At 69.4% G+C, this 25,952-nt stretch carries 26 protein-coding genes and 1 pseudogene; 13 read left to right on the forward strand and 14 right to left on the reverse strand.

Annotated elements, in window-relative coordinates; genetic code table 11:
* Positions 1–55 precede the first annotated feature (55 nt).
* The gene (locus ACWDU4_RS03655) at positions 56–751 is read left to right on the forward strand and encodes a DUF5602 domain-containing protein (protein ID WP_450112492.1); all 696 of its coding nucleotides are present in this window, start codon (positions 56–58) and stop codon (positions 749–751) included.
* Between the two features lie 162 nt (positions 752–913).
* Positions 914–2,563 (forward strand): MFS transporter, encoded by a 1,650-nt coding sequence (locus ACWDU4_RS03660; RefSeq protein ID WP_450112493.1) that lies wholly within the window; start codon positions 914–916, stop codon positions 2,561–2,563.
* Here the strand turns inward: ACWDU4_RS03660 and ACWDU4_RS03665 are convergent.
* Positions 2,556–2,915 (reverse strand): MmcQ/YjbR family DNA-binding protein, encoded by a 360-nt coding sequence (locus ACWDU4_RS03665; RefSeq protein ID WP_450112494.1) that lies wholly within the window; start codon positions 2,913–2,915, stop codon positions 2,556–2,558. The genes ACWDU4_RS03660 and ACWDU4_RS03665 overlap by 8 nt on opposite strands.
* A gap of 81 nt (positions 2,916–2,996) precedes the next feature.
* On the opposite strand from ACWDU4_RS03665, the gene ACWDU4_RS03670 reads away from it, so the two are divergent.
* Positions 2,997–3,707: a dienelactone hydrolase family protein gene (locus ACWDU4_RS03670; RefSeq protein WP_450112495.1), complete on the forward strand. Its 711-nt coding sequence runs from the start codon at positions 2,997–2,999 to the stop codon at positions 3,705–3,707.
* A 6-nt stretch (positions 3,708–3,713) separates the two neighbouring features.
* On the opposite strand, the gene ACWDU4_RS03675 is transcribed toward ACWDU4_RS03670, so the two are convergent.
* From ACWDU4_RS03675 to ACWDU4_RS03695, 5 genes are all read right to left on the reverse strand, one after another.
* Positions 3,714–4,628: a copper resistance D family protein gene (locus ACWDU4_RS03675; RefSeq protein WP_450112647.1), complete on the reverse strand. Its 915-nt coding sequence runs from the start codon at positions 4,626–4,628 to the stop codon at positions 3,714–3,716.
* 71 nt (positions 4,629–4,699) lie between these two features.
* The gene (locus ACWDU4_RS03680; RefSeq protein WP_450112496.1) at positions 4,700–5,218 is read right to left on the reverse strand and encodes a copper resistance CopC family protein; all 519 of its coding nucleotides are present in this window, start codon (positions 5,216–5,218) and stop codon (positions 4,700–4,702) included.
* Positions 5,215–5,871, reverse strand: a complete 657-nt coding sequence (locus ACWDU4_RS03685) for a YcnI family copper-binding membrane protein (RefSeq protein ID WP_450112497.1) — start codon at positions 5,869–5,871, stop codon at positions 5,215–5,217. The genes ACWDU4_RS03680 and ACWDU4_RS03685 overlap by 4 nt, the downstream gene beginning before the upstream one ends.
* A gap of 40 nt (positions 5,872–5,911) precedes the next feature.
* The gene (locus tag ACWDU4_RS03690; protein WP_450112498.1) at positions 5,912–6,442 is read right to left on the reverse strand and encodes a hypothetical protein; all 531 of its coding nucleotides are present in this window, start codon (positions 6,440–6,442) and stop codon (positions 5,912–5,914) included.
* 16 nt (positions 6,443–6,458) lie between these two features.
* On the reverse strand, positions 6,459–7,076 hold the full coding sequence (locus ACWDU4_RS03695; protein WP_450112499.1) for a DUF6474 family protein: 618 nt from the start codon (positions 7,074–7,076) through the stop codon (positions 6,459–6,461).
* A 212-nt stretch (positions 7,077–7,288) separates the two neighbouring features.
* Here ACWDU4_RS03695 and ACWDU4_RS03700 point away from each other — a divergent pair, with 212 nt between their 5' ends.
* Positions 7,289–8,854 (forward strand): TM0106 family RecB-like putative nuclease, encoded by a 1,566-nt coding sequence (locus ACWDU4_RS03700; RefSeq protein WP_450112648.1) that lies wholly within the window; start codon positions 7,289–7,291, stop codon positions 8,852–8,854.
* A gap of 300 nt (positions 8,855–9,154) precedes the next feature.
* On the opposite strand, the gene ACWDU4_RS03705 is transcribed toward ACWDU4_RS03700, so the two are convergent.
* Positions 9,155–9,922: an SDR family NAD(P)-dependent oxidoreductase gene (locus tag ACWDU4_RS03705; protein ID WP_450112500.1), complete on the reverse strand. Its 768-nt coding sequence runs from the start codon at positions 9,920–9,922 to the stop codon at positions 9,155–9,157.
* A 995-nt stretch (positions 9,923–10,917) separates the two neighbouring features.
* On the opposite strand from ACWDU4_RS03705, the gene ACWDU4_RS03710 reads away from it, so the two are divergent.
* Entirely contained in the window at positions 10,918–11,640 is a 723-nt protein-coding gene (locus ACWDU4_RS03710) for a hypothetical protein (protein WP_450112501.1), read from the forward strand.
* A 534-nt stretch (positions 11,641–12,174) separates the two neighbouring features.
* Positions 12,175–12,894 carry a hypothetical protein gene (locus ACWDU4_RS03715; protein ID WP_450112502.1) on the forward strand — a complete coding sequence of 240 codons (720 nt, stop codon included), beginning with the start codon at positions 12,175–12,177 and terminating at the stop codon, positions 12,892–12,894.
* A gap of 215 nt (positions 12,895–13,109) precedes the next feature.
* On the opposite strand, the gene ACWDU4_RS03720 is transcribed toward ACWDU4_RS03715, so the two are convergent.
* Together ACWDU4_RS03720 and ACWDU4_RS03725 are read right to left on the reverse strand one after the other, a co-directional pair.
* Positions 13,110–13,463 carry a TraR/DksA family transcriptional regulator gene (locus ACWDU4_RS03720; protein ID WP_450112503.1) on the reverse strand — a complete coding sequence of 118 codons (354 nt, stop codon included), beginning with the start codon at positions 13,461–13,463 and terminating at the stop codon, positions 13,110–13,112.
* A 44-nt stretch (positions 13,464–13,507) separates the two neighbouring features.
* Entirely contained in the window at positions 13,508–13,906 is a 399-nt protein-coding gene (locus tag ACWDU4_RS03725; protein ID WP_450112504.1) for a PPOX class F420-dependent oxidoreductase, read from the reverse strand.
* Positions 13,907–14,155: 249 nt separating this feature from the next.
* On the opposite strand from ACWDU4_RS03725, the gene ACWDU4_RS03730 reads away from it, so the two are divergent.
* Positions 14,156–14,698 carry a YaeQ family protein gene (locus ACWDU4_RS03730; protein ID WP_450112505.1) on the forward strand — a complete coding sequence of 181 codons (543 nt, stop codon included), beginning with the start codon at positions 14,156–14,158 and terminating at the stop codon, positions 14,696–14,698.
* A 16-nt stretch (positions 14,699–14,714) separates the two neighbouring features.
* Here ACWDU4_RS03730 and ACWDU4_RS03735 read toward each other — a convergent pair whose 3' ends face one another.
* Complete coding sequence (locus ACWDU4_RS03735) at positions 14,715–15,335, reverse strand: response regulator (protein WP_450112506.1); 621 nt, start codon at positions 15,333–15,335, stop codon at positions 14,715–14,717.
* Entirely contained in the window at positions 15,332–16,471 is a 1,140-nt protein-coding gene (locus ACWDU4_RS03740; protein WP_450112649.1) for a sensor histidine kinase, read from the reverse strand. The genes ACWDU4_RS03735 and ACWDU4_RS03740 overlap by 4 nt, the downstream gene beginning before the upstream one ends.
* A gap of 155 nt (positions 16,472–16,626) precedes the next feature.
* Between ACWDU4_RS03740 and ACWDU4_RS03745 the strand changes: the two genes are divergently transcribed.
* From ACWDU4_RS03745 to ACWDU4_RS03765, 5 genes are all read left to right on the forward strand, one after another.
* A complete protein-coding gene (locus tag ACWDU4_RS03745) occupies positions 16,627–17,214 on the forward strand; it encodes a GlcG/HbpS family heme-binding protein (RefSeq protein WP_450112507.1) in 588 nt (195 codons plus the stop codon).
* A 164-nt stretch (positions 17,215–17,378) separates the two neighbouring features.
* Positions 17,379–17,984: an ankyrin repeat domain-containing protein gene (locus tag ACWDU4_RS03750; RefSeq protein WP_450112508.1), complete on the forward strand. Its 606-nt coding sequence runs from the start codon at positions 17,379–17,381 to the stop codon at positions 17,982–17,984.
* 822 nt (positions 17,985–18,806) lie between these two features.
* Complete coding sequence (locus tag ACWDU4_RS03755; protein WP_450112509.1) at positions 18,807–19,469, forward strand: hypothetical protein; 663 nt, start codon at positions 18,807–18,809, stop codon at positions 19,467–19,469.
* Between the two features lie 310 nt (positions 19,470–19,779).
* Positions 19,780–20,772: a hypothetical protein gene (locus ACWDU4_RS03760; protein ID WP_450112510.1), complete on the forward strand. Its 993-nt coding sequence runs from the start codon at positions 19,780–19,782 to the stop codon at positions 20,770–20,772.
* Positions 20,773–21,108: 336 nt separating this feature from the next.
* On the forward strand, positions 21,109–21,777 hold the full coding sequence (locus ACWDU4_RS03765; RefSeq protein ID WP_450112511.1) for a hypothetical protein: 669 nt from the start codon (positions 21,109–21,111) through the stop codon (positions 21,775–21,777).
* A 1,020-nt stretch (positions 21,778–22,797) separates the two neighbouring features.
* Here the strand turns inward: ACWDU4_RS03765 and ACWDU4_RS03770 are convergent.
* A pseudogene (locus tag ACWDU4_RS03770) lies at positions 22,798–23,193 on the reverse strand (TMEM165/GDT1 family protein); the annotation flags it as partial.
* A 454-nt stretch (positions 23,194–23,647) separates the two neighbouring features.
* Between ACWDU4_RS03770 and ACWDU4_RS03775 the strand changes: the two are divergent.
* Complete coding sequence (locus ACWDU4_RS03775; protein ID WP_450112512.1) at positions 23,648–24,334, forward strand: hypothetical protein; 687 nt, start codon at positions 23,648–23,650, stop codon at positions 24,332–24,334.
* Between the two features lie 4 nt (positions 24,335–24,338).
* On the opposite strand, the gene ACWDU4_RS03780 is transcribed toward ACWDU4_RS03775, so the two are convergent.
* Positions 24,339–25,043: a TMEM165/GDT1 family protein gene (locus ACWDU4_RS03780; protein WP_450112513.1), complete on the reverse strand. Its 705-nt coding sequence runs from the start codon at positions 25,041–25,043 to the stop codon at positions 24,339–24,341.
* 278 nt (positions 25,044–25,321) lie between these two features.
* Positions 25,322–25,849: a peptidase gene (locus tag ACWDU4_RS03785; RefSeq protein WP_450112514.1), complete on the reverse strand. Its 528-nt coding sequence runs from the start codon at positions 25,847–25,849 to the stop codon at positions 25,322–25,324.
* Positions 25,850–25,952: the final 103 nt, after the last annotated feature.

The following is a 25,952-nucleotide window of genomic DNA, read 5'->3' on the forward strand; positions in this document are numbered from 1 at the left end:
CGGCCATGGCGGGTTCAGCGGTTCGAGCGGTTCGAGCGACGGCCCGGGAATCCAGGTGGGTGAACAACACCCGCTGGGCAACGGAACGTCCCGAACCTACGTCGTGCGCGACGAGGCCGGACAGCCCGCCGAGGTCGGTATCCGGATCACCGCGTCCGCGCTCGACGGGCTGCCGGACGGACCCGATGCGCAGATGCAGATGTTGATGCTCGACCTGCCCGCAGGTGCACAGGACACCGGATTCGACAACGTCATGCTCGACTGGAATCCGAACGGGCACGAACCAGAGGTGCTCTTCGGTGATCCGCATTTCGACATGCACTTCTACACGGACGACATCCAGCAGGAAATCGACCCTGCCGCTCCGGATTTCGCGCAGAAGGCCGCGCACCTCCCGGATGCGAAGTACATTCCGGAGGGTTACGTGCCACCGCCCGGTCCCCCCGAGGCGAACACGGTGCCGTTCATGGGTATGCACTGGACCGACAGCGCGGACAACGTGATTCCGGGCGTTTTCGACTTCACCGAGGTCCTCCTCAACGGGTCGTGGGACGGGAAGTTCACCTTCATCGAGCCGATGATGACCCTGGAATGGCTGAAGACCCGTCCCGCCCTGCAGGAGCAGGTCAAACAGCCGTCGTCCTACCAGAAGACCGGGTACTACCCGACCACCTACTCGGTTCGATTCGACGAGACCGCGCAGGAGTACGTCATCGCGCTCGGTGGCATGACGATGCGACAGGCATCGTGAGGTGACCGCGGCACCTGCTTCTCCGCGACCGTCGGCGCCGTCTCCATCGAACGGTTGATTTCGCTCGACGTCCGGCGGGTCGGGATGCCCGTGAGTCACAACCCTGCTGAGATTGCGTAAGGGACCGTTGACCGGCCTCGGCACCGACTCAGGAGGGCAGCGATGACCGCGGACGAAGTCGAGATCGCACCGCCGGCCGACCGGCGAACGTGGATCGGTTTGGGGGTGCTCGCGGCCGGCCTGTCGATGATCGTCGTCGACGGCACCATCGTCGGGGTCGCGTTGCCCGTGATCATCGACGACCTCGACATGGACCTGACGGACGCCCAGTGGGTGAACAGCGTCTACTCGGTGGTGTTCGCGGCGCTGCTGCTCACCGCCGGCCGTCTCGGTGACCGGCTCGGCCGACGGTCGATGTTCATCGCCGGGGTGCTGGTGTTCCTGCTGGGCAGCGTGCTGGCCGCGCTCGCCGGAAGCGCCTCCGCGCTGATCGCGGCCCGGGTCGTGCAGGGCGTCGGCGGCGCGTTCGTGCTGCCGACCACGCTGTCGAGCGTCAACGCGACGTTCCGCGGCCGGGACCGGGTGATCGCGTTCGCGGTGTGGGGTGCGGTGATCTCCGGCATGGCGGCGGTCGGCCCGCTACTGGGGGGCTGGCTGACCACGTACTTCACCTGGCCGTGGATCTTCGTCGTCAACATCCCGATCGGTGTCGCGGTCATCGTCGGCGCGCTGCTGACGGTCCGCGACACCCGCGCGACGATCACGGTGCCGGGCCTCGACGTGGACGGGTTGCTGCTCAGCGCGATCGGGTTCGGTGGGGTGATCTTCGCGCTCATCGAGGGGCAGAGCCTGGGCTGGTGGAAGCCGATCGCCGAGTTCAGCGTCTTCGGGTTCACGTGGCCTGCGGATGCGCCTGTGTCGGTCGTCCCGGTGGTGGGCGCCATCGGCGTTGTTGCGCTCGTGCTGTTCGTCCTGTGGGAGCGGCACCGGGCGGTCGGCAGCCACCGGTCCGCCATCCTCGACCTGAACCTGTTCCGCGTGCCGACGTTCAGCTTGGGGAACGTGACGGCCCTGGCCGTCGCGATCGGAGAGTTCGGTCTGCTGCTGGTGTTGCCGCTGTTCCTCGTCAACGCGCTCGGACTGTCCACCATGGGTGCCGGGTTCGTGCTCGCGGGAATGGCGTTGGGGGCGTTCGCGTCCGGGGCGGCGGCCCGGCATCTGGCGGCCGCTCTCGGTGCGACCCGGGTGGTGATCATCGGGTTGGCGCTCGAGGTGGTGGGTGTGGTTGTGGTCGCGGTGTTCGTCTCCTCGACCGTGTCCCCGTGGCTGCTGGCGGTGCTGCTCGCCGTCTACGGCGCCGGGTTGGGACTGGCCTCCGCCCAGCTCACCGGCACGGTGTTGGCCGACATCCCGACGGAGAAGTCCGGTGAGGGCTCGGCCACCCAGAGCACCGTCCGGCAGTTGGGTGCGGCACTCGGGTCGGCGATCCTGGGTGCGGTGCTGTCGGTGTCGCTCGCGCACACCCTCACCGACCGGCTCGAGCCGGTGCCCGGGGTGCCCGCGCAGGCGCAGGAACAGTTGGTGAACGCGACCCGGGACTCGGCGGGCGGCACCATCACCGGGTTGCGGGAGCAGGGGGAGACCGGCCGGCTCGGGCCCGCGGGGCCGGAGGTGACGACCGCGCTGGCCGAGGGGTTCGGTGACGCCACCCGGGTCTCGCTGTTCGCCGCGGCCGGCTTCCTCGCGCTGGGCCTGGTGTCGGCGACGGCCCTGCACGCGCGGGCGCGACGCGACGACGCGGCCATCACGTGACGGCGCGGTCCCGGTCGTAGGCCGCGACGACCCGTTTCGGCGCGGTCAGTCGCCAGGCCTCCTCGACCAGCTCGGCGAGCTCGTCGGGATCGACGCGGCCGATCACCACGTCGACCCAGCCCCACCGGCCGAAATAGGGCGGGACGCGGAACACGTCCGGGTTCTCGTCGAGCAGCGCCGCCTGGTCGTCGCGGGTCGCCTTGAGGCACACCGTCGGGGCGTCCGAGCCGAGCAGGGCGAAGATCTTGTTCCGAACCCGGTACGTGGGCTGGTCACCCCAGCTCGGGACCACCACCTCCTCGGCCTCGGGCAGGGCCAGCAGCATCGCGCGCACTTCCCGTCTGGAGGCCATGGTTCCTTTCTAGCGCAGACGCGCGGCACGGGCTGTGAGACGGTGGGATCGCCGCCCCACGACACTCGAGGAGGACCGCCCGTGCACACCGCCACCGTCACCGTCGGGGACCTGACCGCGCACCTGTCCCGGCCGTCGGGAACCGACCCGGACACCGGTGGCGCGATGCTGCTGTTGCCGATGATCACCGGCATCGACGCCCAGGTCCGCGAGTACGCCGCCGACATCGCCGCCGCGGGGATGACGGCGCTGGTGTGGGATCCGTGGCACGGACCGAGCGCCGACGACACGCCCCGGGAGCGGCTGGTCGAGTTGATGGGGCAACTCGACGACGAGCGGTGCCTCGCCGAGATGCGGACCCTCCTCGACCACCTGCGCTCGGACCTCGGGTTCGAGCGGGTCGGGGTGATCGGCTGGTGTCTCGGCGGGCGGCTCGCGCTGCTCCTCGCTGCCCGGGACCCGGGCCTGGCGAACGTGATCGCCTACCACCCGTCGATCTACGACCCGCCGGCCCCGAACCACACCCTCGACACCGTCGCGGCCGCGTCGGACATCGCGGCCCCGGTGATGATCCTGCACGCCGGCGCGGACGTCGTGATGACGGCGGGCACGCTGGGACGGCTACGCTCCGCCCTGGAGTCGCGTCCGAGCGGCGCGACCGTCGTGCACACCTACCCGGGCGCCGAGCACGGGTTCAGCTCCCGTGCCCGGCAAGACGGTCCGGTGAACGCGGCGGCCTACGCGGTGTCGTGGCCGCAGGCCCTCGCGTTCGCGTCGGCGACGGTGTCCTGAGCCGGTTCAGCCCGTCGTCGCCAGCGCGGCGGCGAGGCCGAACACGACAGCGAGCGCGGCGACCTCGACGGTTGCGCGTCGCAGCGAATCCCGTTCGGGGGTGCGGTGGCCCGCGGCCGCCGGGACCCAGGTGCGACGCCACCACCAGCCGAGCGCGGTCAGCCCGGCCAGGCCGACGGCCTTGGCGAGCAGGATCCGTCCGTAGCCGGTGTCCACGAGCGCACCGACCCCGCCGAGCGCGACGGCGGCGTCGACCACGCCGGTCACCGCGAGGGCGGCGACGCACTTCCAGGCGAGGTCGGAGTAGCGGGGAAGCAGCGTCGCCCACGCCCCGCGGCCGCGGAGCAGCAACGCCATCGCGAGCAGCGGGCCCAACCACAGGGCCGCCGCCAGGACGTGCACGGCGACGAGCACCGAGCCGAGCGTCTGCGCGGACATGTGCCCGGTCACCGGGCGGGCGAGCAACGCGACGGCGGCGACCGCCGCGATCGGGGTCAGCGGCCACTGCGCCCCCCGCCGGTACCCGACGGCGGCGACGGCGGCCACGGCGACAGTGCACGCCACCGCCGCCGCACCGAGCTGGCCGACGCTGATCTGCGCGACGAACCGGCCGAACGCGGCGGGGCTCAGTGCCCCGGCCGCGACCTCACTGGTCTGGGCGGCCTCTGCGACGAGCAGCGCCGCCTCCGTCACCGCCCACGCGCCCGCCGTGACGGCCAGGGGACGCCACAGCAGGGGACGTGGCACGGCCGGTCGACGGTCGCCGCGCTGCAGCAGGTCGAGGACGCACAGACCGAGCACCGTCGACCCGAGCAGGTCCGCCAGCACCCGGATCGTCGCCGCCGCGTCGGGCCCGGCCGGTGCGGCGAGCAGCCAGGCCAACCCGACCCCGGCCAGCGCCGCAGGCACCGCGAGCAACAGGCGCTCCGCACCCGTGCGCCTTTCCGGTGGCCAGAGCTGCCAGAAAGGCGCACGCGCGGCGGAGCCGCCGGTCACTGCTTCGGCTTGCGCAGGGCGAACGCCAGCCCGCCGCCGAACACCACGACCGCGGCGACGATGAACGGCCACAGCGGCAGCCCCGAGCCGTCGTCGTCGGAGCCGGACCCGCCGCCGGCCGGGGCGCCGGGGGTGCCGGTGCCCTCGGTGGTCAGCGTGAACGTGCTTGTGCCGCTCACCGGATGCCCGTCCGCGGACGTCACGCGGTACGCGATCGTGTACTCGCCGACCGGTCCGAGTTCGCCGACAGGGACGCTGATCGACGGGCCGGACACCGTCGGGTCACCCTTCGACCACAGGTTCCCGTCCGGACCGACCACCGTCAGCGACGCGAAGCTGGACTGCAGCGGCTCGTTGAACGTGACGGTGACCTGCTCCGGTCCCGACGCGACGGACGCGCCCGACTCGGGACTGGTCGCGATGGCCGCGGAGTGCGCACCCGCCACCCCGACCCCGGTCAGCGCGGCGAGTGCGGTCAGCACCCCGAGCACGAGGACGCGCAGGCGGGCGCTCACGAGCGCCGGCTCCGGACCAGGGCGCCGAGGCCGAGGGCGGCGCCGAGCGCGCCGAGGACCAGGCCGATGCCGCCGAGCCAGCGGGCGGTGCTGTCGGTGGCGTCGACGTCCTCGGCGGTGGTGGAGGCGTGGGCGCCGTGGGCGTCCCCGGACTCCGATGCCTCGGCCAGCGTCAGGCCCGGGGCGGGCTTGTCGGGTTCGGCGCGGTCCGGGCCGGGCTGCTGATTCCAGGCGACGACCTGACCGTCGCTGTAGGTCTGCACCGCGGGGAACGACACCGACTCCTGCTCGGGCAGCGGCCCGGCGGACAGGGCGAACTGCTGGAACTGGCCCGGGCCGACGGACACGCCGGGGTCCGCGGTCCACGCGACCGCGGTGGCCTCCCCGGTCGACGGGTCCTTGGTCACCTGCGAGGTCCAGCCCGGGATCGGTTCGGTGCGTGCGGACTTCAGGTTGGGCAGGGTGACCTCGAGCTTGGTGGTGCCCGCGGTCTCGGACTCGGTGGGCACCTTGAAGGTCAGCACCGTGTAGCCGCCCTGGGCGGCGTCGGGGGCGACGACGCCGACGTGGGCGGTCGCGATGCCGGAACCGCACAGGAGCAGCCCGGCGGTCGCGCCGGCGACGAGCGCGGCGCGGGAGGAACGGATGTTCATTTGTCGTCTCTCGTTCGAGGAAGGGTTCGTCGGTGGGCTGTCAGGCCACCGACGGGGGTCCCCGTCTCGAGACGACATGGTCGAGGAATCGGTGCGGGAGGGTTTCGGGGGCCGTCGGGACGGCGCGTCGCGGGTGGGGACGCGGGGCGCCCGCGGGTCCGCGCAGGACGACGCGCAGCGCCCGGGTGATCGGCCCGTACAGCCGCTCGGCGGCCAGGATCAGCGCCGTGCACACCGCGGTCGCGGCCGCGTGCGCGGCGAGCATCGACATCCCCCGCGCGCCGACATCCGAATGCTGGTGGGTCAGCGTGGTCGACAGGGTCAGGTGCCCGACGAGTTGCCCACCGATCAGGGTGGCGACCAGGGTGGCGCGGTTGCCGCGCGTCGTCGTCGCCAGGCCGGCGGCCACCGCACCGGCCCCGGCGCAGCACAGCACCAGCAGGGTCAGTGCCGCGGACGTCGGGTAGCCGCCCCCGCCGAGGCCGTGCCCGGCGACCGAAAGCGCCGCCGTCAGCGCACCGACCGCGCCGCCACGCAGGGTGGCGGCGTCGGTGGCGCGGGGCGACGGCACGGGTGCGTTCGGGAGGTCAGCGCACGCCGAGCCGGGCGAGCAGATCGGCTTCGACGCCGTCGAGTTCCGCCGCGATGGCCTGATGTGCGGCCCTGCGGCGCTGCGTGGGCATCTGCTCGGATGCGCGCACGGCGGTCTCGAGTTCGCCGAGCCGGCCGCGGACAGCGGCGAGGAACGAGGCGGTCTCGGCGTCGGGGAATCGGGTCGCGATCTCGTCCGTGGTCCGTTCGGCACCGGCGATCCGGGCGCTCAGGCGCGCGCCGTGTCCGGTGTAGTTGCCGAGGTCCTCGGCGGCGATGCCCATCCGGCCGGCCTTCTGCTGGTCGAGCTGGCCGCGCACTGCCATCGCGCCCCGGTAGGCGAGCGGCGCCAGGACCGGGGTGAGCAGCCGCGCGATGCCGAGGTATCGGCGCACCTGGCCCACGCTGATGCCGGACCGGTTGGCGGCCTTCTCCTGCGCTTTCAGGGTCGCTACCTGCGCTTTTTCGACCTTCTTCGCCGACTTTGCCTCGGCCCGCATCTTCTTGCGTTCGTTGCGGGCGCCGTGCTTGGCCTCGAGCTTCGCCTTGTGTTTGAGCGCCTTCGCCTCGGCACGCCGGGTCGCGCGGGACTTGCGTTTCTTGAACAGACCCATCCGGGTGGCCCCTCCATCTGGTGCTCGAGCGCCGAAACACTGCCGACTACAGGGTATCGGTGAGACCGCGTCGGCCCGCCTCCGGAGTCGGGCGGGTGCGCGGGCTGTCGGACCGGCGGACCATAATCTCTTTTATCGTGAATTCTTCGCAAGGCCCCCGGCAGCCGACCCGGCCGGTCGACACCGCAGCCGCCCCGACGGGGCGGCGGCCGGTGCTCATCGACCCGAGAGCGTTGACCGGGTGCCGGCACCGCGTCCACCTCGACACGGCGTATCCCCAGGTCGTCGCCGACGTTCCGGAGGACATCGGGGTGCAGCAGCGGCGGGAGGCGGCACGGGCGTTCCGGGAGGCGATGCGGGACCGATTGATGACGGTGCCCGCCGGGCACAGTTGGCTCATCATCGACCCGACCACCCCCGCGGGCGAGCGGGCCGCGGCCACCCTGCAGGCGTGCGCCGACGGCGTCGACCGGATCTGGGGCGCGGTGCTGCCGCTGGAGTTCGACACCGGTCGGCGCGGGCGGGCCGAGCTGCTGATCCGGGACCGGGAGCGGGGTGGCTACATCCCGGTGATCGTCGTCAACCACAAGGTCACCGATCCGGGCAGTGGTGCGGTGACCTCCGGCCTCGACGACTGGGCACCGGCGGTCGACGAGACCAGGAAGGTGCGGGCCCAGCTGCGTGACCAGTTCCGTCTCGCGCAGATCCACCGGATGCTCGAGCGGCACGGGCACGCCAGCCCCGGCGTGCTCGGCGGCGCCATCGGCTACGGCGGCGAGTGCATCCTCGTGCACGACCTGGCCGAGGTGCTGGACCAGTACGACGAGCGGTTCGCCGACCGGATCGCCGTCGCGCGAGGAGAAGTGCCCACCGCGCCGTCGCAGCTGGGGGAGTGCCGGTCCTGCCCGTGGTGGCCGGACTGCAAGGCGTCGCTGACCGAGGCCAGGGACGTGAGCCTGGTCGCGACGGGGTCGCGGGCGGACGTGCTGCGCGGTGCGGGCGCGAACACCATCGACGCGCTCGCGGCGTGGGACGGTCCGCCGCCGGAGGACTGGCAGGGCAACGGTTTCGAGGACGCGGTGGTACTCGCGAAGGCGTGGCTGTCGGGAGTGCCGCTGGTACGCCGGTCCGCGGAGGTGACGGTGACCCGTGCCGACGTCGAGGTGGACGTCGACATGGAGAGCTACCAGGAGCACGGCGCCTACCTGTGGGGCACCCTGCTCACCGAGGGCGGGGTGACGCAGCCGTACCGGCCGTTCGTCACCTGGGATCCGCTGCCGACCGTCGACGAGGCGCGCTCGTTCGCCGAGTTCTGGACCTGGCTGACGGAGACCCTCGAGCGAACCCTGGCGCAAGGGAAAACCTTTGCCGCCTACTGCTATTCGCGGTCCGCAGAGGACAAGTGGCTGCTGGACTCCGCCACCCGGTTCGCGGGACTGCCCGGGATCCCGACGAAGGCGCAGGTTCGCGCGTTCATCGACGGACCGCACTGGGTGGACATCTACCAGGCGGTGAGCGACCAGTTCATCTGCCCGAACGGCAAGGGACTCAAGAAGATCGCGCCGGTCGCCGGGTTCCATTGGCGGGACGCCGAGGCGAGTGGCGAGGCGTCGATGAGCTGGTACCGAGAGGCCGTCGGGTACGACGGAGAGTCGGATCTCACCCAGCGCGAGCGGTTGTTCGTCTACAACGAGGACGATGTGCGCGCGACGAAGGTGTTGCGGGAGTGGATGACCGACCGCGCCGAGGTCGAGGTGCCGCTCGCCGCGGACCTGTAGCGATCGAGCCGGGGGTAGCCCCGAGACGCGCGCCCCGCGCCAACGGAGTTGCCTGAGGACGTGTGCCGGCTTCATCGCGGGTCGGATCAGCAGGTTGCCGCGTGCACACAGGTTTTCGGGCGTGCACACGGGTGTTGGGCGTACAGCACCCGTGTGCGTGCTCCATCGGGTGTGTGCACCGAGGCTCTGGCGGAGAGGTTGGGTGGCTGAGACCCCGCCCCGAACAGGGCACGCGCTCGGCGCTCGCCGAGCTGCGGCGGTGCACCCCCTGAGCGCCGGGGTGCACCACCACGAGACTCGCTACCGCGGGGTCATGCGCAGCGCGCCGTCCATGCGGATGGTCTCGCCGTTGAGGTAGTCGTGCTCGACGATCATCTGCGCGAGCTGCGCGTACTCCGCCGGCTGGCCGAGGCGGGACGGGAACGGCACACCGGCCTCGAGGCCCTTGCGGTACTCGTCGGTGACGCCGGCGAGCATCGGGGTGTCGATGATGCCGGGGGCGATGGTGTTGACGCGGATGCCGTACTGGGCGAGGTCGCGCGCCGCGGGGACCGTCATGCCGTGCACGCCGCCCTTCGACGCCGAGTAGGCGATCTGGCCGATCTGGCCCTCGAACGCGGCGACCGAGGCGGTGTTGATGACGACGCCGCGCTGGCCGGACTTGTCGACTGCGTCGGTCTTGGCGATCGCGTCCGCCGCCAGGCGCATCACGTTGAACGTGCCGAGCAGGTTGACGGTGATGACCGTGCGGAACAGTTCGAGGTCGTGCGGGCCGTTCTTGGACAGGATGCGGCCCGCCCAGCCGACGCCCGCGCAGTTGACGACGGTGCGCAGCGGCACACCCGAGGCGACGATCTGGTCGACCGCGGCCTGCACCTCCTCGGCGCTGGTGACGTCGGTGGGGATGAGGGTGACGCCGGCGGGGACGCTGTCGCCCGCGCGCTCGATGGACTGCGCGAGGTCGAGCCCGAAGACGGTCGCGCCGGCCTCCGCGAAGCGCTTTGCCGTGGCGGCGCCGAGCCCGGAGGCCGCCCCGGTGACCAGTGCCGCGGTTCCCTGGATTTCCACTGTCGATCCCCTTTCGTGACGGCCATTACTTGGGCGTCCTAGTACTTGCTGAAACGATAACGCAGGACGCGTGAGCCGGGTTGAGGGCAGTTCACCGAACCGGTGGCCGAATCGTTGTTCCAGCCGGCGCCTTCTGGTTGCGTATAACGCTCTGAACTGCGGGAAGTGATCGTCCCATTCGACCCCTGCGGCAGACCGGCGACCCCCGTACTTGGACTCGTCGGGGGCGCCCGAGAGACGTGGCCTCCGCCACCACCCTTCGAACGAAGGGATCCTCGATGTCTCGAACCCTGGCGCGCCGCGGCCGCGCCCGTCCTCGTCGCCATGGCTGTGCTCGGCGGCGCTCTGGCCTCGGCGGAGGTACGGCGTCTGCCGGGGAAATGGACACGCCCGAGGAAGTCGTGGGCAGCGTGGTCGGGGTACACAGCTCCTGCTCGCCTACCTGCAGGGTCACGGCAACGGACCCTTCCCTGCTGTGCCCTGGGCCCCCGCCATCCCCTGGACGCCCAGTATGTGAGCGTGGGTCGCCCGGGTGGTTCGGCCGTTTCACGAGGTCCCCACCTTGCACATCGCGTATGACGTGACGTGCTGGGGTTTCGCCGGGACCGCCACGGACGAGGAACGGGGATGCGTGCGCGCCGCCATCCGGCCCTGTAGCCAGCCGTGCCCGAACGCTCGATGCAGCGTTATCGCATTGATGTGCACTGCCTTTCGCTGACGCTGTGAAGGGAAGATTCGGGGCTTGGTGGTCTCTTGCTGGTGTGCAATCCGGATCCGTCGACATGTGCTGCGGAGGACCTGCGAGGAGAAGAAATCGGATTCCGAACTGATGAGTCGGTTTCGCGCCCTATCCTTGCGCGGATCAGGCGGGGGTGGCGGACACCGGTGCGCCTGCTTCCAAGGTCGAGGGGAATTAGGAATGACACTTCGGGCTCGGGTGGTCGCGTGTGCGGCGGGTCGGCGAAGTCGTTGCGTGCAACGTTCCACCTGAGCTGATGTCGATGTCCGAAAACCTTTGTGTGCGTTGGTTTGCACGCATTGTTCTGCCGCAGTCGGGGGTGTCCGATGACTGTGGCGCTCGTCAGTGCACATCGAAGAAGGGGAGTATCGAGTTGCGAAAGAACCTCATGCGCCGCGGTGCATCCATCCTTGCCGCTGTTGCGGTCGTCGCGGGTGGACTCATGGCCGGGACAGGCACCGGGGGCGCGGCCTGCATCGTGGGCCCGAACGACACCTGCACGAACTCCAACAGAGGCGCGGTGTGGGAAGAGCATGCCGGCTACGAGGTGTTCCACGCCGGTCCGATCGCGGCTGCCCCCGGGGACACGGTGCGGTTCGAGATCAGAATCAGAAAGCTGGGGGGCACGACGGGGAATGTCACGAAGATCGTCCATCACCCGCCGGTCGGTCTGGCGCTGACCGGGTCACCGACTGCGTCCTTCTATGTCGACGGCACGCAGTCCTGGCTCGACCTGGCGACCGAGGTCGATGCGGTCAGCGGGGCCGTCACCATGACAGCACCCCCCGGGACACTGGAGAATCTCGGTAACGTCACGCTCTCGTACAAGGTCGGAGGCCCAGTCTTCATCGGTGGCCTCAACGGAGTCACGTTCGAGGCGACAGACGTTCCGGAAACGGTGCGTTGGCTGGCGATCGGCAACACGCGACCGTCGAACGTTCTGGGCGGCGTCGGCGGATTCGGCAGCTCCGGTTCCTGACCGGCGTGGTGGTCGCTGCTGACTGGGCGCGACCACCACCTTCGCCGTTCCGGCGCTGCCGCGAAGGACTACCGCTCCGGTCGGTCAGGTGCAGTCGATCGAGCGTCCGGAATCGACGGACCGGGCTGGGCGAACCGGGCGAATACGTCGATCGTCGAGACGCCGCAAGAGGAGACTGTCGGGGCGTATCCGGGGTCAGTCGAGTCGGTGTTCCACTATGGCTCACTGGTTTGGATCTGGTGTCCGGCAGCCTCGCGATCGAACCCGAGACGGCGCCGGACGGCGGGCAGCGGATCCAGGCGTTCCTGTGTCACCGGGAGCTGCGGTCCTCATCCTTCGTCGCCGTGCCCGGGTACCCACATCGAGTCCCGTCCGTAGCCGTCGGCGACACAGCGTTTAACGCTGTGACCTGCGGTGAGTTGGTTCTTTGTTCCGTGTCGGGCGGTCCGATTCGTCGTCTATGGTGTGGCGGTGATCGAGGACCGGGGGGTAACGGGCTCGCCGGTTGTCCCCGGTCGAAGGGAGATCGTGTCGATGGCGGGTCGGGTTGTGCGTTCCGACAGTGCGGTGCTGGCGGTGCTGGCGGTGCTGGCGATGGCTGCCGGTGGTGCGCTGGTCGGTGGGGGTGCCGCGGGTGCGCAGTCCGCGGATTTCGGTAGTACGCAGGGTGACAGCAGTTGCCCGCCGTTCACCGACCAGGATGGGCCTGTCGGCGGTATCGGGAACTTCTGCGACGACTACCGATGGCAGAAGTACGCACAGGTGGGGGATTTTCAGGCGGGGCTCACCGGGCGGGACAGTGTGCAACCGGGTGAGAACGCTGTGGTGCGGACGTCCTTCAAGGTCAGCGAGGCCGGCCTGCGGGTCGCCAGTGCCACTGTCCGCACCCCGAAGGGTTACGAGTTCACGGGTGGGACGGTATCGCTGAACCGGACCGCGGCCCCGGCGACGTTCACGGTCGATCCCGAGACCGGGGACGTCACGGTCACCACCGCGGGGGATGGATGGGAGGTCCCCGTCACAGCAATGCACAACGGCTTGGGAGAGCCCAACGGTATGTTTGCCGGCTGGGTCGAGATGGAGTTGACCTACCGGACGTCCGGGCTGATCCCGCTGGGCGTGGGGGAGACCGCGCTGCGGTTCAGTGGCACCGGGGTGCCCGATTCGGGGTGGGTGGTCAAGGGGATCACCACGATTTCGCCCGTTCCATCAGGCATCTCCCTCGGGAGCAGCAGCGGCGGTTTCGGGGCGTAGCGGGTCGGTGGGCCTCTCGACGTCACGTTCGCGGCGACGGGCGTTCCGGAATCGGCGCGCTGGTTGGCGATCGGCTACACGCGACCGGCACTACTTCCGGGTGAGGGGGGTTCGGCAGCTCCGCTTCCTGACCAAAGTGGTGGTCGCTGCTGACTGGGAGCGACCACCACCTTCGCCGTTCCGGCGCTGCACCGACCGGCGTGCACAAGGTTCGGTCAGGCGCAGTCGATGCACCGCCGGGCGGCGGGCAGGGCGTCCAGGCGTTCCGGGCTGATCGGACCTCCGCACTTCTCGCAGATCCCGTAGGTGCCGGCGTCGAGGCGGCGCTCGGCGGCGTCGAGTTCGTCGAGGTCTCGCCGGGCCTCGGCGAGCAGCGACGCCGTCTGGGCGCGCTCGAACGCCACGGTCGCGCCCTCGGGGTCGTGCTCGTCGTCATCGGTGGTCAGGTGCGACCCCTCGAGGATCTCGGCGAGCCGGGCGTTGAGGAAGTCGATGCGGTGCGCGGCGTCGGCGCGTTCGGCGGCGATGCGCTGACGCGACGTGACGACGCCTGATTCCGGAAGCGTCATACCCGGTTCAACGTGAAACCGTTCGGATCCGATACCCATGGTGGTCAGTCCGGGGTGTGGAAGTTCGTCAGCTCGTAATGGAGCGTCGGCGTGCGCATCACCTTGTGCGTCGCCCGCACCAGCACCCCTTGCAGGACGGGGAAGCGGTGGTCGATTGCGTGCGAGGCGGCCTCGTTCTCCGGCCCCGACAGCAGCCGGGCGGTTGCCGCGACGGGCTCCGGTCCGGTCGGCTTGCCTGACCAACTGCAGGGGCTCAGCCGCACGTCGGGGAAGTTGCGCAGGCGCTTGTTCTTCGACGCCCGGCCGGGGGTGCGGAAGTAGGTGTGGGTGCCGTCGACGGCGATGTTCACCGGTGTGTCCACCCAGGTCCCGTCCCGCTTGCGGGTCTGCAGCAGCACCACCTTGGCGGCGGCGACGGATTTCGGGGGTACCTGTTCGGTCATGTCCAACCCCTCCCGTGGGTGACGAGGTGACACGTCCAGTGTCCTCCCGACTCCGCCGCGACGTCGGTCTATCGACGATCTTCCAGCGGCAATCCGACCGATCAGTCCTGTGGCTTCACCTGGTCGATGCCTCGGGAACGCATGGAAGGCTCGCAGGGCGATCGACGACCACCCGGCGTCGGCCGCGGAACATGTGTCGTGCCTGCCCGGCGGCTCACCCTCGTGCGGCCCGGTTAAGCTCCTGCACTCATGGCACTCAGCGCGACCCTGTACACCTTCACCCTCCAGTTGGCCGACGTCGATCGCGGTGTCTACCAGGACCTGGAACTGCGGGTCGCGCGGCATCCGTCCGAAACCGCCGAGTTCATGCTGACGCGACTGTTGGCCTACTGCCTCGAGTACGAGGACGGTATCGCCTTCAGCGTCGGTGGGGTGTCCACCGCCGACGAGCCCGCCGTCCTCGTCCGCGACCTCACCGGCCGCCTCACCGCCTGGATCGACATCGGCGCACCCGACGCCGACCGCATCCACCGCGCCGCCAAACTCGCCGACCGCGTCGCCATCTACACCCACCGCGACCCGGCGAAGGTCCTGGCCCCGCTCACCGGCAAGCGTATCCACCGGGCCGAATCCATTCCCCTCTACAGCTTCGACCGCTCCTTCGTCGATGCGGCTGCCGCAGCCGTCGAACGCCGCAACACCGCCGCCATCTCTGTCACCGAGCGGTCGCTGTTCCTCGACCTGAACGGAACGGGTTTCAGCACGCCGATCGAGGAGCATCGCCTCGCGTAGTCGGCAAAGCCCCGGCTCAGCGAATCCCGTCCCGCCGCAAGGCGATCGAGACGGCGGCGGCCCGCGAGTCGACGCCGAGCTTTGCGTAGATGTGCGCGAGGTGGGTCTTCACCGTGGCCTCGCTGATGAACAGCCGCCGGCCGAGTTCCTTGTTCGTCAGCCCCTCCGCCAGCAGCGCCAGCAGTTCCGCCTCGCGGGCGGTCAGGGCCTGGTCGGGGCGGCGCATCCGGTCCAGCACCCGCGCCGCGACCGGCGGCGACAGCACGCTCTGGCCGGTGACCGCCCCGCGGATCGCGGCGAAGATGTCCCGGGGCGCGGAGTCCTTGAGCAGGTAGCCGATCGCGCCCACGTCGAGCGCGCGGACCACGTCGGCGTCGGTGTCGTAGGTGGTGAACACCAGCACCGGCTGCTCGGGCCGGTCGGCGCGGATCCGGCGGATGGCCTCCACCCCGTCGATCCCGGCGCCCAGCGCGAGGTCCATCATCACCAGGTCGGGGGAGCGGTCGGAGCACAGTGAAACGGCGTCCTCGCCGCTGTCCGCCTCGCCGACCACCTCGATGTCCGGCTGGGAGTCCAGCAGGGCACGCAGCCCGGCCCGCACCACCAGGTGGTCGTCGACCAGCAGTACGCAGATCACGACGCGTCCCCGACCGGGATCTGCGCCGCGACGACGGTGCCCTCGCCGGGGGAGCTCTCGACGGCGAACGTGCCGCCGAGCGCCTCGACCCGCTGACGCATCGCGGGCAGCCCGAAGCCGCCGGCGTCGTCGACGACGAACCCGACGCCGTCGTCGTAGATGTCGAGGGCGACGGCGTCCGGCAGGTACGTGAGGGTCACTCCGACAGTCTGCGCCTGCGCGTGCCTGCGGATGTTCGACGCCGCGCTCTGCGTGATCCGCAGCAGTGCGTGTTCGACGTCGGACGGCAGCGGCACCGCCTCGCCGACCACGCGCAGCTGCGCGGAGGGCACGTAGCCGCGGACGGCCGCCAGGAGCGCGGCGTTGAGGGACTGGGTGGCCAGGTCCGGCGAGCTGAGGTGGTGCACGAGGTCGCGCGTCGCGGCGAGATTCTCCCGCAGCAGCGTCGTCGCGGTGCGGACCTCGCCCCGGGCTCGCTGCCCGGGTTCCATCTCCTCGGCGGCCTCGAGGTGGAGCAGCGCGCTCGTCAGTCCCTGGGTGACGGTGTCGTGGATCTCGCGCGCGAGCCGCTCCCGCTCCGACAGCACCCCGGCCTCGCGCTCGGTCTCGGCGAGTTTCGACTTGGCCTCGACGAGTTCGCCGAGCAACCGTTCCCGCTCGGCGCTGTCCCGTTCGACCTGCCCGTACGCCAGGACGATCAGCGCCCCTGTGCACAACGGGGCCAACAGGACCGCCCACTCGGTGCGGCCGCTGAACGACGCGAACTCCACACCCGCGAAAACCGCGAGGGCGGCGACGATCAGGTACGCGGTCCACCGGGGAAAGGCCCGGGTGCACAGGAAGAAGATCGGGAACGCGGTCCACGCGAAGCTCGGCGCCAGCCACACCAGCGCCACCCACGTCGTCAGCACCGGCCACACCCACGGCTGCCACACCCCGCCGCGGCGGGACAGCACCACGATCACGGCGTACAGCGCCGCCAGCACGACGATCAGACCGGCGACGACCACCCATCGCCCGCTGACCCCGTGGTACGTCAGGTACCGCGCCGTGGACGCCGCCAGCAGCACGTAGAAGGAGAGGTGGATCGCGACGCCCAGCGGGCCGCGGAGGGCCTTGTCCTGCACCGCGCCGATCCTACGGACGACGGAGTGGCTGCGGATCGGCCATTCGGATGATCCGGTGCCACCCGAACGGCCGACACCGGGGCAGACGGGCGGGCGATGCCGAACCGGGGGTTCCGGGGCGAGGCTCGAATCGATCGATTCACCACCCGACGAAAGGTTCGACGATGACCGTCTCCCGCCGCCTGCCCCGTGCCCTTGCCATCACCGTGCCCGCGGTGGCCCTGCTCGCCGCGACGGCCTGCGGTGCGCCCGAGGACGCCGCCGCGGCGCCGACCACCGAGATGACCCCCGCCGCGGTGGTGTCGCAGCAGCAGGCCGACGGTGACGCGGGCACGGTGAGTGCGAACCGGCTGTCGGTGGCCACGGCCGGTCGCGCCGCGCAGGCCGCGCTGGCCAAGTGCCAGGCCGACGGCCTCGGCTTCGTCACCGTGTCCGTGGTGGATCGTGCCGGCAACGTGCAGGCGATGCTCCGCGGCGACAACGCCGCCCAGCACACCGTCGAGGCGTCGCGGGCCAAGGGCTACACGGCTGCGGCGTTCGGCGCGAACACCAGCGACCTCGCCGGCCGCGCGAAGGGCGACGGCCCGACCGTCGCCGACCTGCCGGGCACCCTGTTCCTGCCCGGCGGGGTCACGGTGAAGGTGGGCAACGCCTCGATCGCCGGCATCGGGGTCGGCGGTGCACCCGACGGCAACGCCGACCAGGCCTGTGCCGCAGCGGGTCTCGCCGCGATCGCGGGAAGCCTGAAGTGAGGTCCGGGGTCGCGGCCGCGGTCCTGACGGCCGCGGCCCTGACCGTGAGTGCGTGCGGAAGCGGGATTCCCATCGAGGGTGACTCTCCCGCAGCTGTTTCGAATGTCGAGACCGCACCGCCCGAGACCCCGGCCCCGCCCGCCGCGACGGGCGGAGCCCCACCGGTGTCGACGCGCGAGCTCGAGGACGCGTTGTTCGCCGCCGCCCGGACGAACGATGCGGATGCGGTGCGCGAGGCGTTGATTCGCGGCGCCGACCTCGAGGCCCGGGGAGAGGGCGACCGGACTCCGCTGGTCGCGGCGACGAAGGGGAACGCGGTCGCCGCGGCCACTGCGTTGATCGAGGCGGGTGCCGACGTGAACGCCAAGGACAGCATGCAGGATTCGGCGTTCCTCTACGCCGGCGCCGAGGGCCTGAACGAGATCCTCGCCCTCACCCTCGCCCACGGCGCGGATGTGCGGAGCCTCAACCGTTTCGGCGGAACGGCGCTGATCCCGGCAGCCGAGCACGGGCATGTCGAAACCGTGCGGACGCTCATCCGGGCGGGTGTGCCGGTGAACCACGTCAACGACCCGGGTTGGACGGCGCTGCACGAGGCGATCGTCTACGGCGACGGGTCGGCGCGGTACGTCGATGTCGTCGGGCAGCTGCTCGACGCAGGCGCGGAACCGTCCGTCCGCGACGCGCAGGACCGCACCGCTCTCCAGAACGCGCTGCAGCGGGGCCAGCACGAAGTGGCGGCGTTGCTCCGCGCCCGCGGCGACAGGTGACGAACGCAGCGTTGGTTGAGATTTGGTGCCTAACGCTGTGACCTGCGCAAAGTCGTCGGTGCGATTTCGCGGTGACGCGCCGGTGCGATCGCCTGTCCTGCGGGGCCGTCGGGGATGGGGCCAGCATCGGGCTCAGTCGGCTTCCCGCCGCGGCGGGAGAGCGTGTCAATGGCAGGACGCGCGGTGCGTGTTCACCGTCGATCCCGAGACGGGTGATGTGACGGTCACGGCTTCCTCGGGCTCGATGCACCTCCCCACCGGGCAGAGTGCCTCGGAATTCTTCTCAGGTGCCGTCCGCATGGAGCTGACGTACGTGGCAACCGAGTTCGTCGGTGACGGGGAAACCTCGCTTCGATTCAGTGGTACCGGGGTGCCGGACTCGGGTTGGGTGGCAACAGGTCCCACCCGCGGGTCTGCCTGACCTCGGAGGGTTCTCCGGCAGTCTCGATCGCGGTGACGGCGGCTACGGGGCGTCGGAGCACGCGCCAGCCGCCTACCGGTCGAGGTTTCGTGAGTCTCCTCGACCGGTAGTGCGGTCTTGTCGCCGAACTCGCGAGGAGGAACGCGGATGAGACCGATTCGACGGTACCTGCGATCGTCCAGTAAAACCCAAGTAGCCCAACAAGTGCGATCGTTGGCTGTGAGGTTCGTGCAGCAGCTGGTCGCTGATCGTTGCGGTGTAAGCGTTTAGCGCTTCGGCTGGTGGGTGTGAATCTGATCGGTTTCGTTCCGGTCCGTCCGTACCATCCTCTACGGTGTGCGGGCGATCGGGGCGCGGGGGGGCACTGGGCCGACCGGCTTCCGGCGCAGAGGGAGATCGTGATGGTGGGTCGTGTGGCGCGTGCGGGTGGTGCGGCGCTTGCGGTGTTGGCGATGGCCGCGGGTGGTGTGGTCGCCGGTGGGGGTGGCGCGGGGGCGTTCTCCGTGGATCCGGGTTCAACCGCCGGAGCGCCGGTGTGTAAGCCATTCACCGACGAGGACGAGCTTCCTCAGGCACTCTGTGACGATCTCCGATTCGAGGCGTACGCGCCGGTGGGGGACTTCGATGTGTGGCTCTCGGGACGTGAGCGTGTGTATTCTGGTGAGAACCATGCGGTGCGAGCAGGTTTCAGGGCTCGCAAGGCCGGTGTCGAGCTCTCAAGTGCGACCGTCCGTACCCCGCACGGCTTCGAGTTCAAGGGCGGGACGGTCAAGCTGAACGGCACGGAGGTCGAGGCGACCTTCACGGTCGATCCCGCGACCGGGGATGTCACGGTCGCGGCCCCCGGTGGTGGTTGGACAGGCAACGTCAACATGGAGTTGACCTATCGGGCGGGCGGGCTCTCACTGACCGCTGCGGAGACCGCGTTGCGGTTCAGTGGCAGCGGGGTGCCTGATTCGGGGTGGGTGCTCAAGGGGGCCACCAACACGCTGCTTGTGCCCAGCTGGTTTGACGTTATGGACTGGTCTGGCAGCAGTCAGCAGGCCGAAGGTGAACCCGCGTAGAGCTGCGGGTGTTCGGGCCGGGTGCGGTCCGGTGAGACCGCACCCGTGTCCGAAGAACCAAGGGGTGAGGTCTGATTCGCCGATCACCGGCCCATCGGCGACGACCGGTACCGCCGTGTCCGGCTGCGGATCGTCCGGCAGTTCCGGCTCCTGAACGCCACCGCCGGCCTCGAGTTGTCGAGGCCACCGGTGCTCGGCCGACGAGATCTGGCAGAACCCGGTGCGTGCCTTGCGCGGGATACCAGATCGGATCTCGGTCACCGACCACCGATGAATCCGGCTCGGTCAAAGTGGAGCTGCGACGCGCCCAGTGCATGACACCGACCGCGAGGGCCAGCACTGCGGTCATTCTGAAACCGAAAGGGCGGCGGCGTCGCGGCACGCGCCTGGTGAATGGCGATCCACCGATGCGGCGTTTAACGCTTTGACCTGTGTAAAGTCGCAACCCGATTCTGCGTTGGCGTCGCGCTTCAGCCCATACTCTTGGGCGCTGTCGGGGGGTGTGCGCGCGGGTATCGGGCTCGTCGGCTTCCCGGCGCGGAGGGAGATCGTGTCGATGGTGGGTCGGATTGTGCGGGCGGGCGGGGCGGTGCTGGCGGCGTTGGCGATTGTCGCGGGTGGTGCGTTGGCCGGGGTGGGTTCCGCGGGTGCGCAGTCGTCGGAAGAAGGGTTCCAAGGGTCGGTCGGGGATCTTCTTTTTGACTTCACCGTCATCGGATTTCCTCCCTGCCCACCGATCTCGCAGGACAACATGCCGTGTGACGATGGGCGGTTCAGCAGCCGAGCGGTCGTCGGGGACATCGGCGTGGGGTTCAAGGGAACCAGGGAACTGGATCGTGGTGACACCGCCCAGATGGAGACGACCTTCTGGGTCGAGCCCCCGATCTTCGATCAGCAGCCGAATCTGCAGATCGCGAGCACGACGGTCCGAACCCCACGCGGCTTCGTGTTCACCGGTGGGGAGGTGAAAGCCGGTTTGGCCCAAATGCTCGACGCGACATTCGCCGTCGACCCGGCCACCGGCGACGTCACCGCCACGGCCCCGGCGGGCGGGTGGGCGATACCCAGCTACCAGAACTCCGACGGCCGATTCAGGACCGGATCGGTCACGGTGGTGCTGAACTACGAAGCAACCGAGTACGTCAGCCAAGGGGAGGCCGCTGTGCGCTTCAGCGGCACGGGGACCCCTGAGTCCGATTGGGTTCTGACAGGAAAGACTCAGGTCGTTCCTGAACTCGTCAGCACCATCAACTCCGGGAGCACCGTCGGTAGCTCCAGGCTCTTCGGCAGCTCCGGCTCATGACGGCTGTCTGCGGTCGACGGGGAGCTCCCCGACCGCAGTCCGGCACCCTCCGATTCGGGCGTGTTTAACGCATTTACCTGCGCAAAGAAGCATTGCGATTCCACGGCGTTGCTCGGTTTCATCCGATACCCTTCGGCAAGGTCGGGGGTGTGGGGGCGGGCATGAGGCCCGTCAGCTCCCCTGTGGAGGGAGATCGTTTCGATGGCAGGACATTTGGTGCGTGCGGGCGGGGCGATGCTCGCGGCGTTGGCGATTGTCGCAAGTGGGGTGGCGAGTGCGGGCACTGCGGGAGCTCAGTCCCTGGATCTGGGCTTGACCCCACTTGTGGGGTCACTCGTGTTCGGGCTGGAGGATGCCGGCCTCGGCAGTGGGACTTGGACGGTGGGAGCGTGTGAACCCTTCACCGACCAGGACTGGGCCTGGACTGGGGGTATGCTATGCGACGATCTTCGTTTTGAGGATCGGGCTTCTGTCGAGAACTTTCAAGCGGCACTCACCGGACGTGAACAGGTGCTCCGCGGCGAAGAAGCCGTTGTGAGGGCGTACTTCTCGATAACCAAACTCGGGGAACTGGCTGATCCGCAGTCAGGCTTGGAGCTTGCAAGCGCCACCATCCGTACCCCACGAGGATTCGAGTTCAAGGGCGGAAAAGCTTCACTTTCAGGGGCTTCAGGGGCTTCAGGGGTTTGGACCACGACCCCACTTGACCTGACGTACACCGTCGATCCCGAGACGGCCGATGTGACAGTGACGGCTGCCACGGGGTCGATGGACCTCCCGGCCTCGCAGACCGCCTGGGGATGGCGCTCGGACGAGATCAACATGGAGTTGACCTACGTGGCAACCGAGTACGTCACCGACGGAGAGACCGCGCTTCGATTCAGCGGTACCGGGGTGCCGGATTCGGGTTGGGTGGCGTCGGGGGTCACCCAGGTCACGCCTGATCTAGACCCTTTCGGTAGCTCCGGCAGCGCCGCCGAGGGACAGGGGGGTTACGGGGCGTAGGACCCGCGACAGTCCCCGTCCGGTCGAGGGAGTTCTCGGGTCTCCTCGACCGGTCGGGCGCCCTCGTTGGGTGTCGCGTCTGGTGAATGGCGCCGTGTCGAACGCAGCCAATGCCAGACGCCCGCGGTGACGGCGACCGCGAGGATCGAGGTGGCGGCGATCGGATCGGCCGGGCTGCCGGGCTGCCGGGGGGACGTCCGTTGAGCAGCAAGATGACGACGGACACGAGAAGCATTGGCGCGGTGCACTATTGGGTGAATCGTTCGGGCAGGCTTTTGCTGAGAAGACTGCGCCCACGACGATGGCGAACGCGTGGGCAGCGAACATTCCGATCGTCGACCCGATCCACGCGCCGACTCAGTCGTCGTCAGCGGCTGAAAATCGTTTGCGTACAACGCTTGAACTGCGGATATTCCCGGCTTCCGATTCTTGTGTCAGGCGGATTGCCGGACGCTACGCTGGCGCCGTCGGGGGGCGTTCCGATGGATGTGGACGTCCCGTCATCAGTTCGTCGAACAAGGGGATGTTCATGTTTGGAACTCTGGCGCGCCGTGGTGCCTCTGTTGTTGTTGCTGCGGCTCTGCTCGGTGGGGGTGTGGCCCTCGGTGCGGGTACGGCGTCGGCCGACACGGCGTCGGGTCCTGCTGAGATTGCCGCGGGCAGCGCCGTTCTCGCTCTGGTGGGGGTAGGCTCAATGGACCCCGGCGACTTTCTTGGGGCGACGGGCTGCGGTGCCCTGACCTGCGAGACCTATTTGGGCCGTCTGACCGACTGGGTGCGGGGCGAAGCTGATCCGGGGTCCACGAGCGGGGTGTTGTCAGGGATCTTGGGGTAGGTCCGAACCGCCGCCCGGTGAGCCGGACAAACAGCCAGGGATCCTGACCCGTCCGCTACCGGTCGAGGGACTCTTGTGTCTCCTCGGCCGGTAGGGCATGGGATCCAGGGGACCGAACCCGGTGCATGACTCCGCGATCGCCGCGATCCCGAGGTCCGAGGCGGCGGCGATCGGTTCTGCCGGGCTTCCGGGGACAGTCCGTCGAGGAGCATCGTCACGCCGAACACGAGAAACTGTGTCGCGGAGCCTCATTGGATGAAGACGTTCGGTCAGGCGCCTACCGAGGACCCCGCCGACCACGATGGCCAGTGCGTCGTCGGCGACCATGCCGATCGCGGAGCCGATCCACACGCCGACCCAGTCGTTGTCGGCGGCGAGGGTGATCGTCTTGCCGCCAAGTCGGCAAGGAAGAACGCGGAGGCGACGGCAAGAAGTGCGGAGGTGCCGACGCGGCCCGCCTTGCTCTGTTCCTCGTCGGTGAGGCTGTCGCCGCGCAACGTCCACGTCGCGAAGAACGCGAACGCGAGGCCGCCGATCACCACCCACCACCGGTAGCGCCGCCTGAACGGAACGGGTTTCAGCACGCCGATCGAGGAGCATCGGCTCGCGTAGGCAGGAACCGTTCTCGGTTGTGTCATGACCTGATCAGGGAATATCGAACTGCCGCAGCATGATAGCGACGGAAGGGGCCGGAGTATGGAGTTGCGCCCCTGATCTCACGGTAGCCAGTGGGACCAGCTGTGCGTTCAGGTCACACGGACGCAACCGATTCTGCGACACCTGTCGGCGAGTACAGCGGCTCGGTGACCTACCCCGATTCCGGACAGTTCGCCGCCCCGACCATCGACCGGACAGTCCCGTGTTTAACGCTCTGACCTGCGCAGAACCGGCTCGTGAAACCTGATGTGTGCGCCGGGATCGGGCGGTAATCTCAGGCGCGCTTTCGGGGGTGGGGCGGGTATCGGGCTCGTCTGTCTCTTGCTTCGGAGGGAGATCGTGTCGATGGTAGGAAGTTTCGTGCGAGCGGGTGGGTCGGTGCTTGCAGCGCTGACGATTGCCACGGGTGGTGCGGTGATGGGTGCGGGCACCGCGGTCGGGTTGCCGTCGTGGATGGACGAGATTTGGCAGAACGTGGCGCCCCAGTGCGTCCCCGGTCAGGATGGCTTGGGCGACGCGCGGCCCTACTGTTACGAAGATTCGTTCCTGAAGTCGAAAATTGTCGGCGACCACAACTTCTATTACGGCGGGCACAAGGTTGCTGCTCCGGGTGCCGAGGTCCAGTTCCACGTCGGCGTCCGAGGCGTGGAAGCCGCCTACGATGATCCCGCAGCGGATGTCGACGTGACGAGCTTCACCCACCACGTACCGAAGGGCTTCGAGTTGATTGGGGTCACTGCGGCCCGGGGGACGCCAACCGACTCCGGCGCCCCTGTCCACGAGAAGTTGGAGGACTTCACGACCGTGGTCGACCCTGTCTCCGGAGACGTCACGGTCATGGCGCCTGCCGGGGGCTGGGCGATCCCTCCGGGATACGACGCCGGCAGGTTCGAAAGCAGCAGCGTGTCCGTCACCTTCACCTACCGGGCGCCCGACGAGGACTTCCAGGGAACCACCGGAATGACCGCCACGGGCACCGAAGTTCCCACGGTCCAGGGATGGATCATGAGCGAAGACATCCGCTCCGACGCCGACAACGGTGGGACGGGCAGCACTGGCTCCTGACGGGTTACCGGTCGAGGGGCTCGCGGGGCTCCTCGACCGGTTCGGGGCGGGCGTTCCGCGAGCGCGCCCAGCGCACGATGCCCGCCGCCACCGCGGCCAGGAGGATGGATGCCGCGGCGATCGGGCCGGCGGGGTTGCCGGGGAACAGGCCGTCGAGCAGCAGCATGACGCCGAACACCAGGAACAGGGTCGCGGCGGCGAGCTGGATGAACCGTTCGGGCAGATGCTTGCCGAGCACGGCGCCGACGACGATGGCGAGGGCGTCGGCGGCGACCATGCCGATCGTGGAGCCGATCCACACGCCGACCCAGTCGTTGTCGGCGGCGAGGGTGATGGTTGCGAGCATCGTCTTGTCGCCGAGTTCGGCGAGGAAGAACGCCGACGCGACCGCCAGGAACGCGGAGGTGCCGACGCGGCCCGCCTTGCTCTGTTCCTCGTCGGTGAGGCTGTCGCCGCGCAACGTCCACGCCGCGAAGAACACGAACGCCAGGCCGCCGATGATGCTGATCAGGTTCGTGGGGATCGCGACGCCGAGGTAGTGGCCGACACCGACCGAGACGAGGTGCACGACCGTGGTGGCAACGGTGATGCCGCCGATCACCACCCACCACCGGTAGCGCAACGCGAAGGTCATCGCCATCAGCTGGGACTTGTCGCCGAGCTCGGCGACGAAGATGACACCGAAACTCAGCAGCAGGGCGGCAAGCACGTGAACTCCTCCGTTCGACTTCTCGGAGGATGTTGGGGACGCTCCTCCGGTCCCCGACGCGGGTGCGTCGACGACCGAAGGTCTCGCCCACCGGCGGAAACCGGTTCGGGCAGCCGGGCGGACCCGTGTCGTTCAAAACGGCCGAGGGTCTGGCCAGTATGTCGACTGCTCGATTGGGGGCTACTCCCCTTCGCTGACCGAAAGACTACCCAGGTATGGCTAATTTGCCAAGCGCGGCAACAAGTTTGGGAACCCGAACTTTGAAATTTCGGGGTCGGTCAGGCGGCCAGCAGCATCGCCAAAATCGCGGTGTCGGGGTCGCTGTTCGGGTCCAGGCTCACGCGGCTGACCATCGAGGTGACCGTGCCGTCGGCCTCGGTCTCCACCCACGCGGCCCGATGGTCGAGGCCGAGATAGGGGAGTCCGGGCAGCAGCACGCAGCCGGACGCGGCGCCCACGCACTCCGGCAGCGACGGCACCGTCTCGGACGGCGGATGCAGCATCATCAGCGCGGGCGGTTGACGCTCCGCGAAACAGCCTGGCGTGACGGCAGATTCGCCGATGACGGGCCCCTCGGCGAGCACCAGGCCGACGGTGCCGGGCTGGGGGTCCTCCGGGAGTTCCTCGCGGGCGCCGAAAACCGTTGAGGTGGACAGCAACCCGGGCAGCGAGGCGACCCGGACGGCGAGGACCAGCAGCTGTGCCCACTCCTTGGTGGTGTCCGGCCAGCGGCCGGAGATGACGAACCCGCGCAGTGCGCCCGCGGCGTGGAACGGGGAGACCCCGATGTATTCGCTTCTGCTCATGCCCGCCTCCTGACCATGGTCGCGCGTCCCGGCGACGCTGCCGGCGGATACCTCAAGGATGCGCCCAAAACGGCTGGCAGACAACTCGGGTCGAGTGCCAGGA

Source organism: Rhodococcus sp. NPDC003348, from assembly GCF_053589375.1.

Coding starts and splice junctions, on each gene's coding strand:
- ACWDU4_RS03730 (WP_450112505.1), top strand. CDS start 14,156: ATGGCACTCAGCGCGACCCTGTACACCTTCACCCTCCAGTTGGCCGAC.
- ACWDU4_RS03755 (WP_450112509.1), top strand. CDS start 18,807: ATGGTGGGTCGTGTGGCGCGTGCGGGTGGTGCGGCGCTTGCGGTGTTG.
- ACWDU4_RS03720 (WP_450112503.1), bottom strand. CDS start 13,463: ATGACGCTTCCGGAATCAGGCGTCGTCACGTCGCGTCAGCGCATCGCC.
- ACWDU4_RS03710 (WP_450112501.1), top strand. CDS start 10,918: ATGTCGATGTCCGAAAACCTTTGTGTGCGTTGGTTTGCACGCATTGTT.
- ACWDU4_RS03665 (WP_450112494.1), bottom strand. CDS start 2,915: ATGGCCTCCAGACGGGAAGTGCGCGCGATGCTGCTGGCCCTGCCCGAG.
- ACWDU4_RS03715 (WP_450112502.1), top strand. CDS start 12,175: ATGGCGGGTCGGGTTGTGCGTTCCGACAGTGCGGTGCTGGCGGTGCTG.
- ACWDU4_RS03745 (WP_450112507.1), top strand. CDS start 16,627: ATGACCGTCTCCCGCCGCCTGCCCCGTGCCCTTGCCATCACCGTGCCC.
- ACWDU4_RS03685 (WP_450112497.1), bottom strand. CDS start 5,871: ATGAACATCCGTTCCTCCCGCGCCGCGCTCGTCGCCGGCGCGACCGCC.
- ACWDU4_RS03785 (WP_450112514.1), bottom strand. CDS start 25,849: ATGAGCAGAAGCGAATACATCGGGGTCTCCCCGTTCCACGCCGCGGGC.
- ACWDU4_RS03660 (WP_450112493.1), top strand. CDS start 914: ATGACCGCGGACGAAGTCGAGATCGCACCGCCGGCCGACCGGCGAACG.
- ACWDU4_RS03725 (WP_450112504.1), bottom strand. CDS start 13,906: ATGACCGAACAGGTACCCCCGAAATCCGTCGCCGCCGCCAAGGTGGTG.
- ACWDU4_RS03695 (WP_450112499.1), bottom strand. CDS start 7,076: ATGGGTCTGTTCAAGAAACGCAAGTCCCGCGCGACCCGGCGTGCCGAG.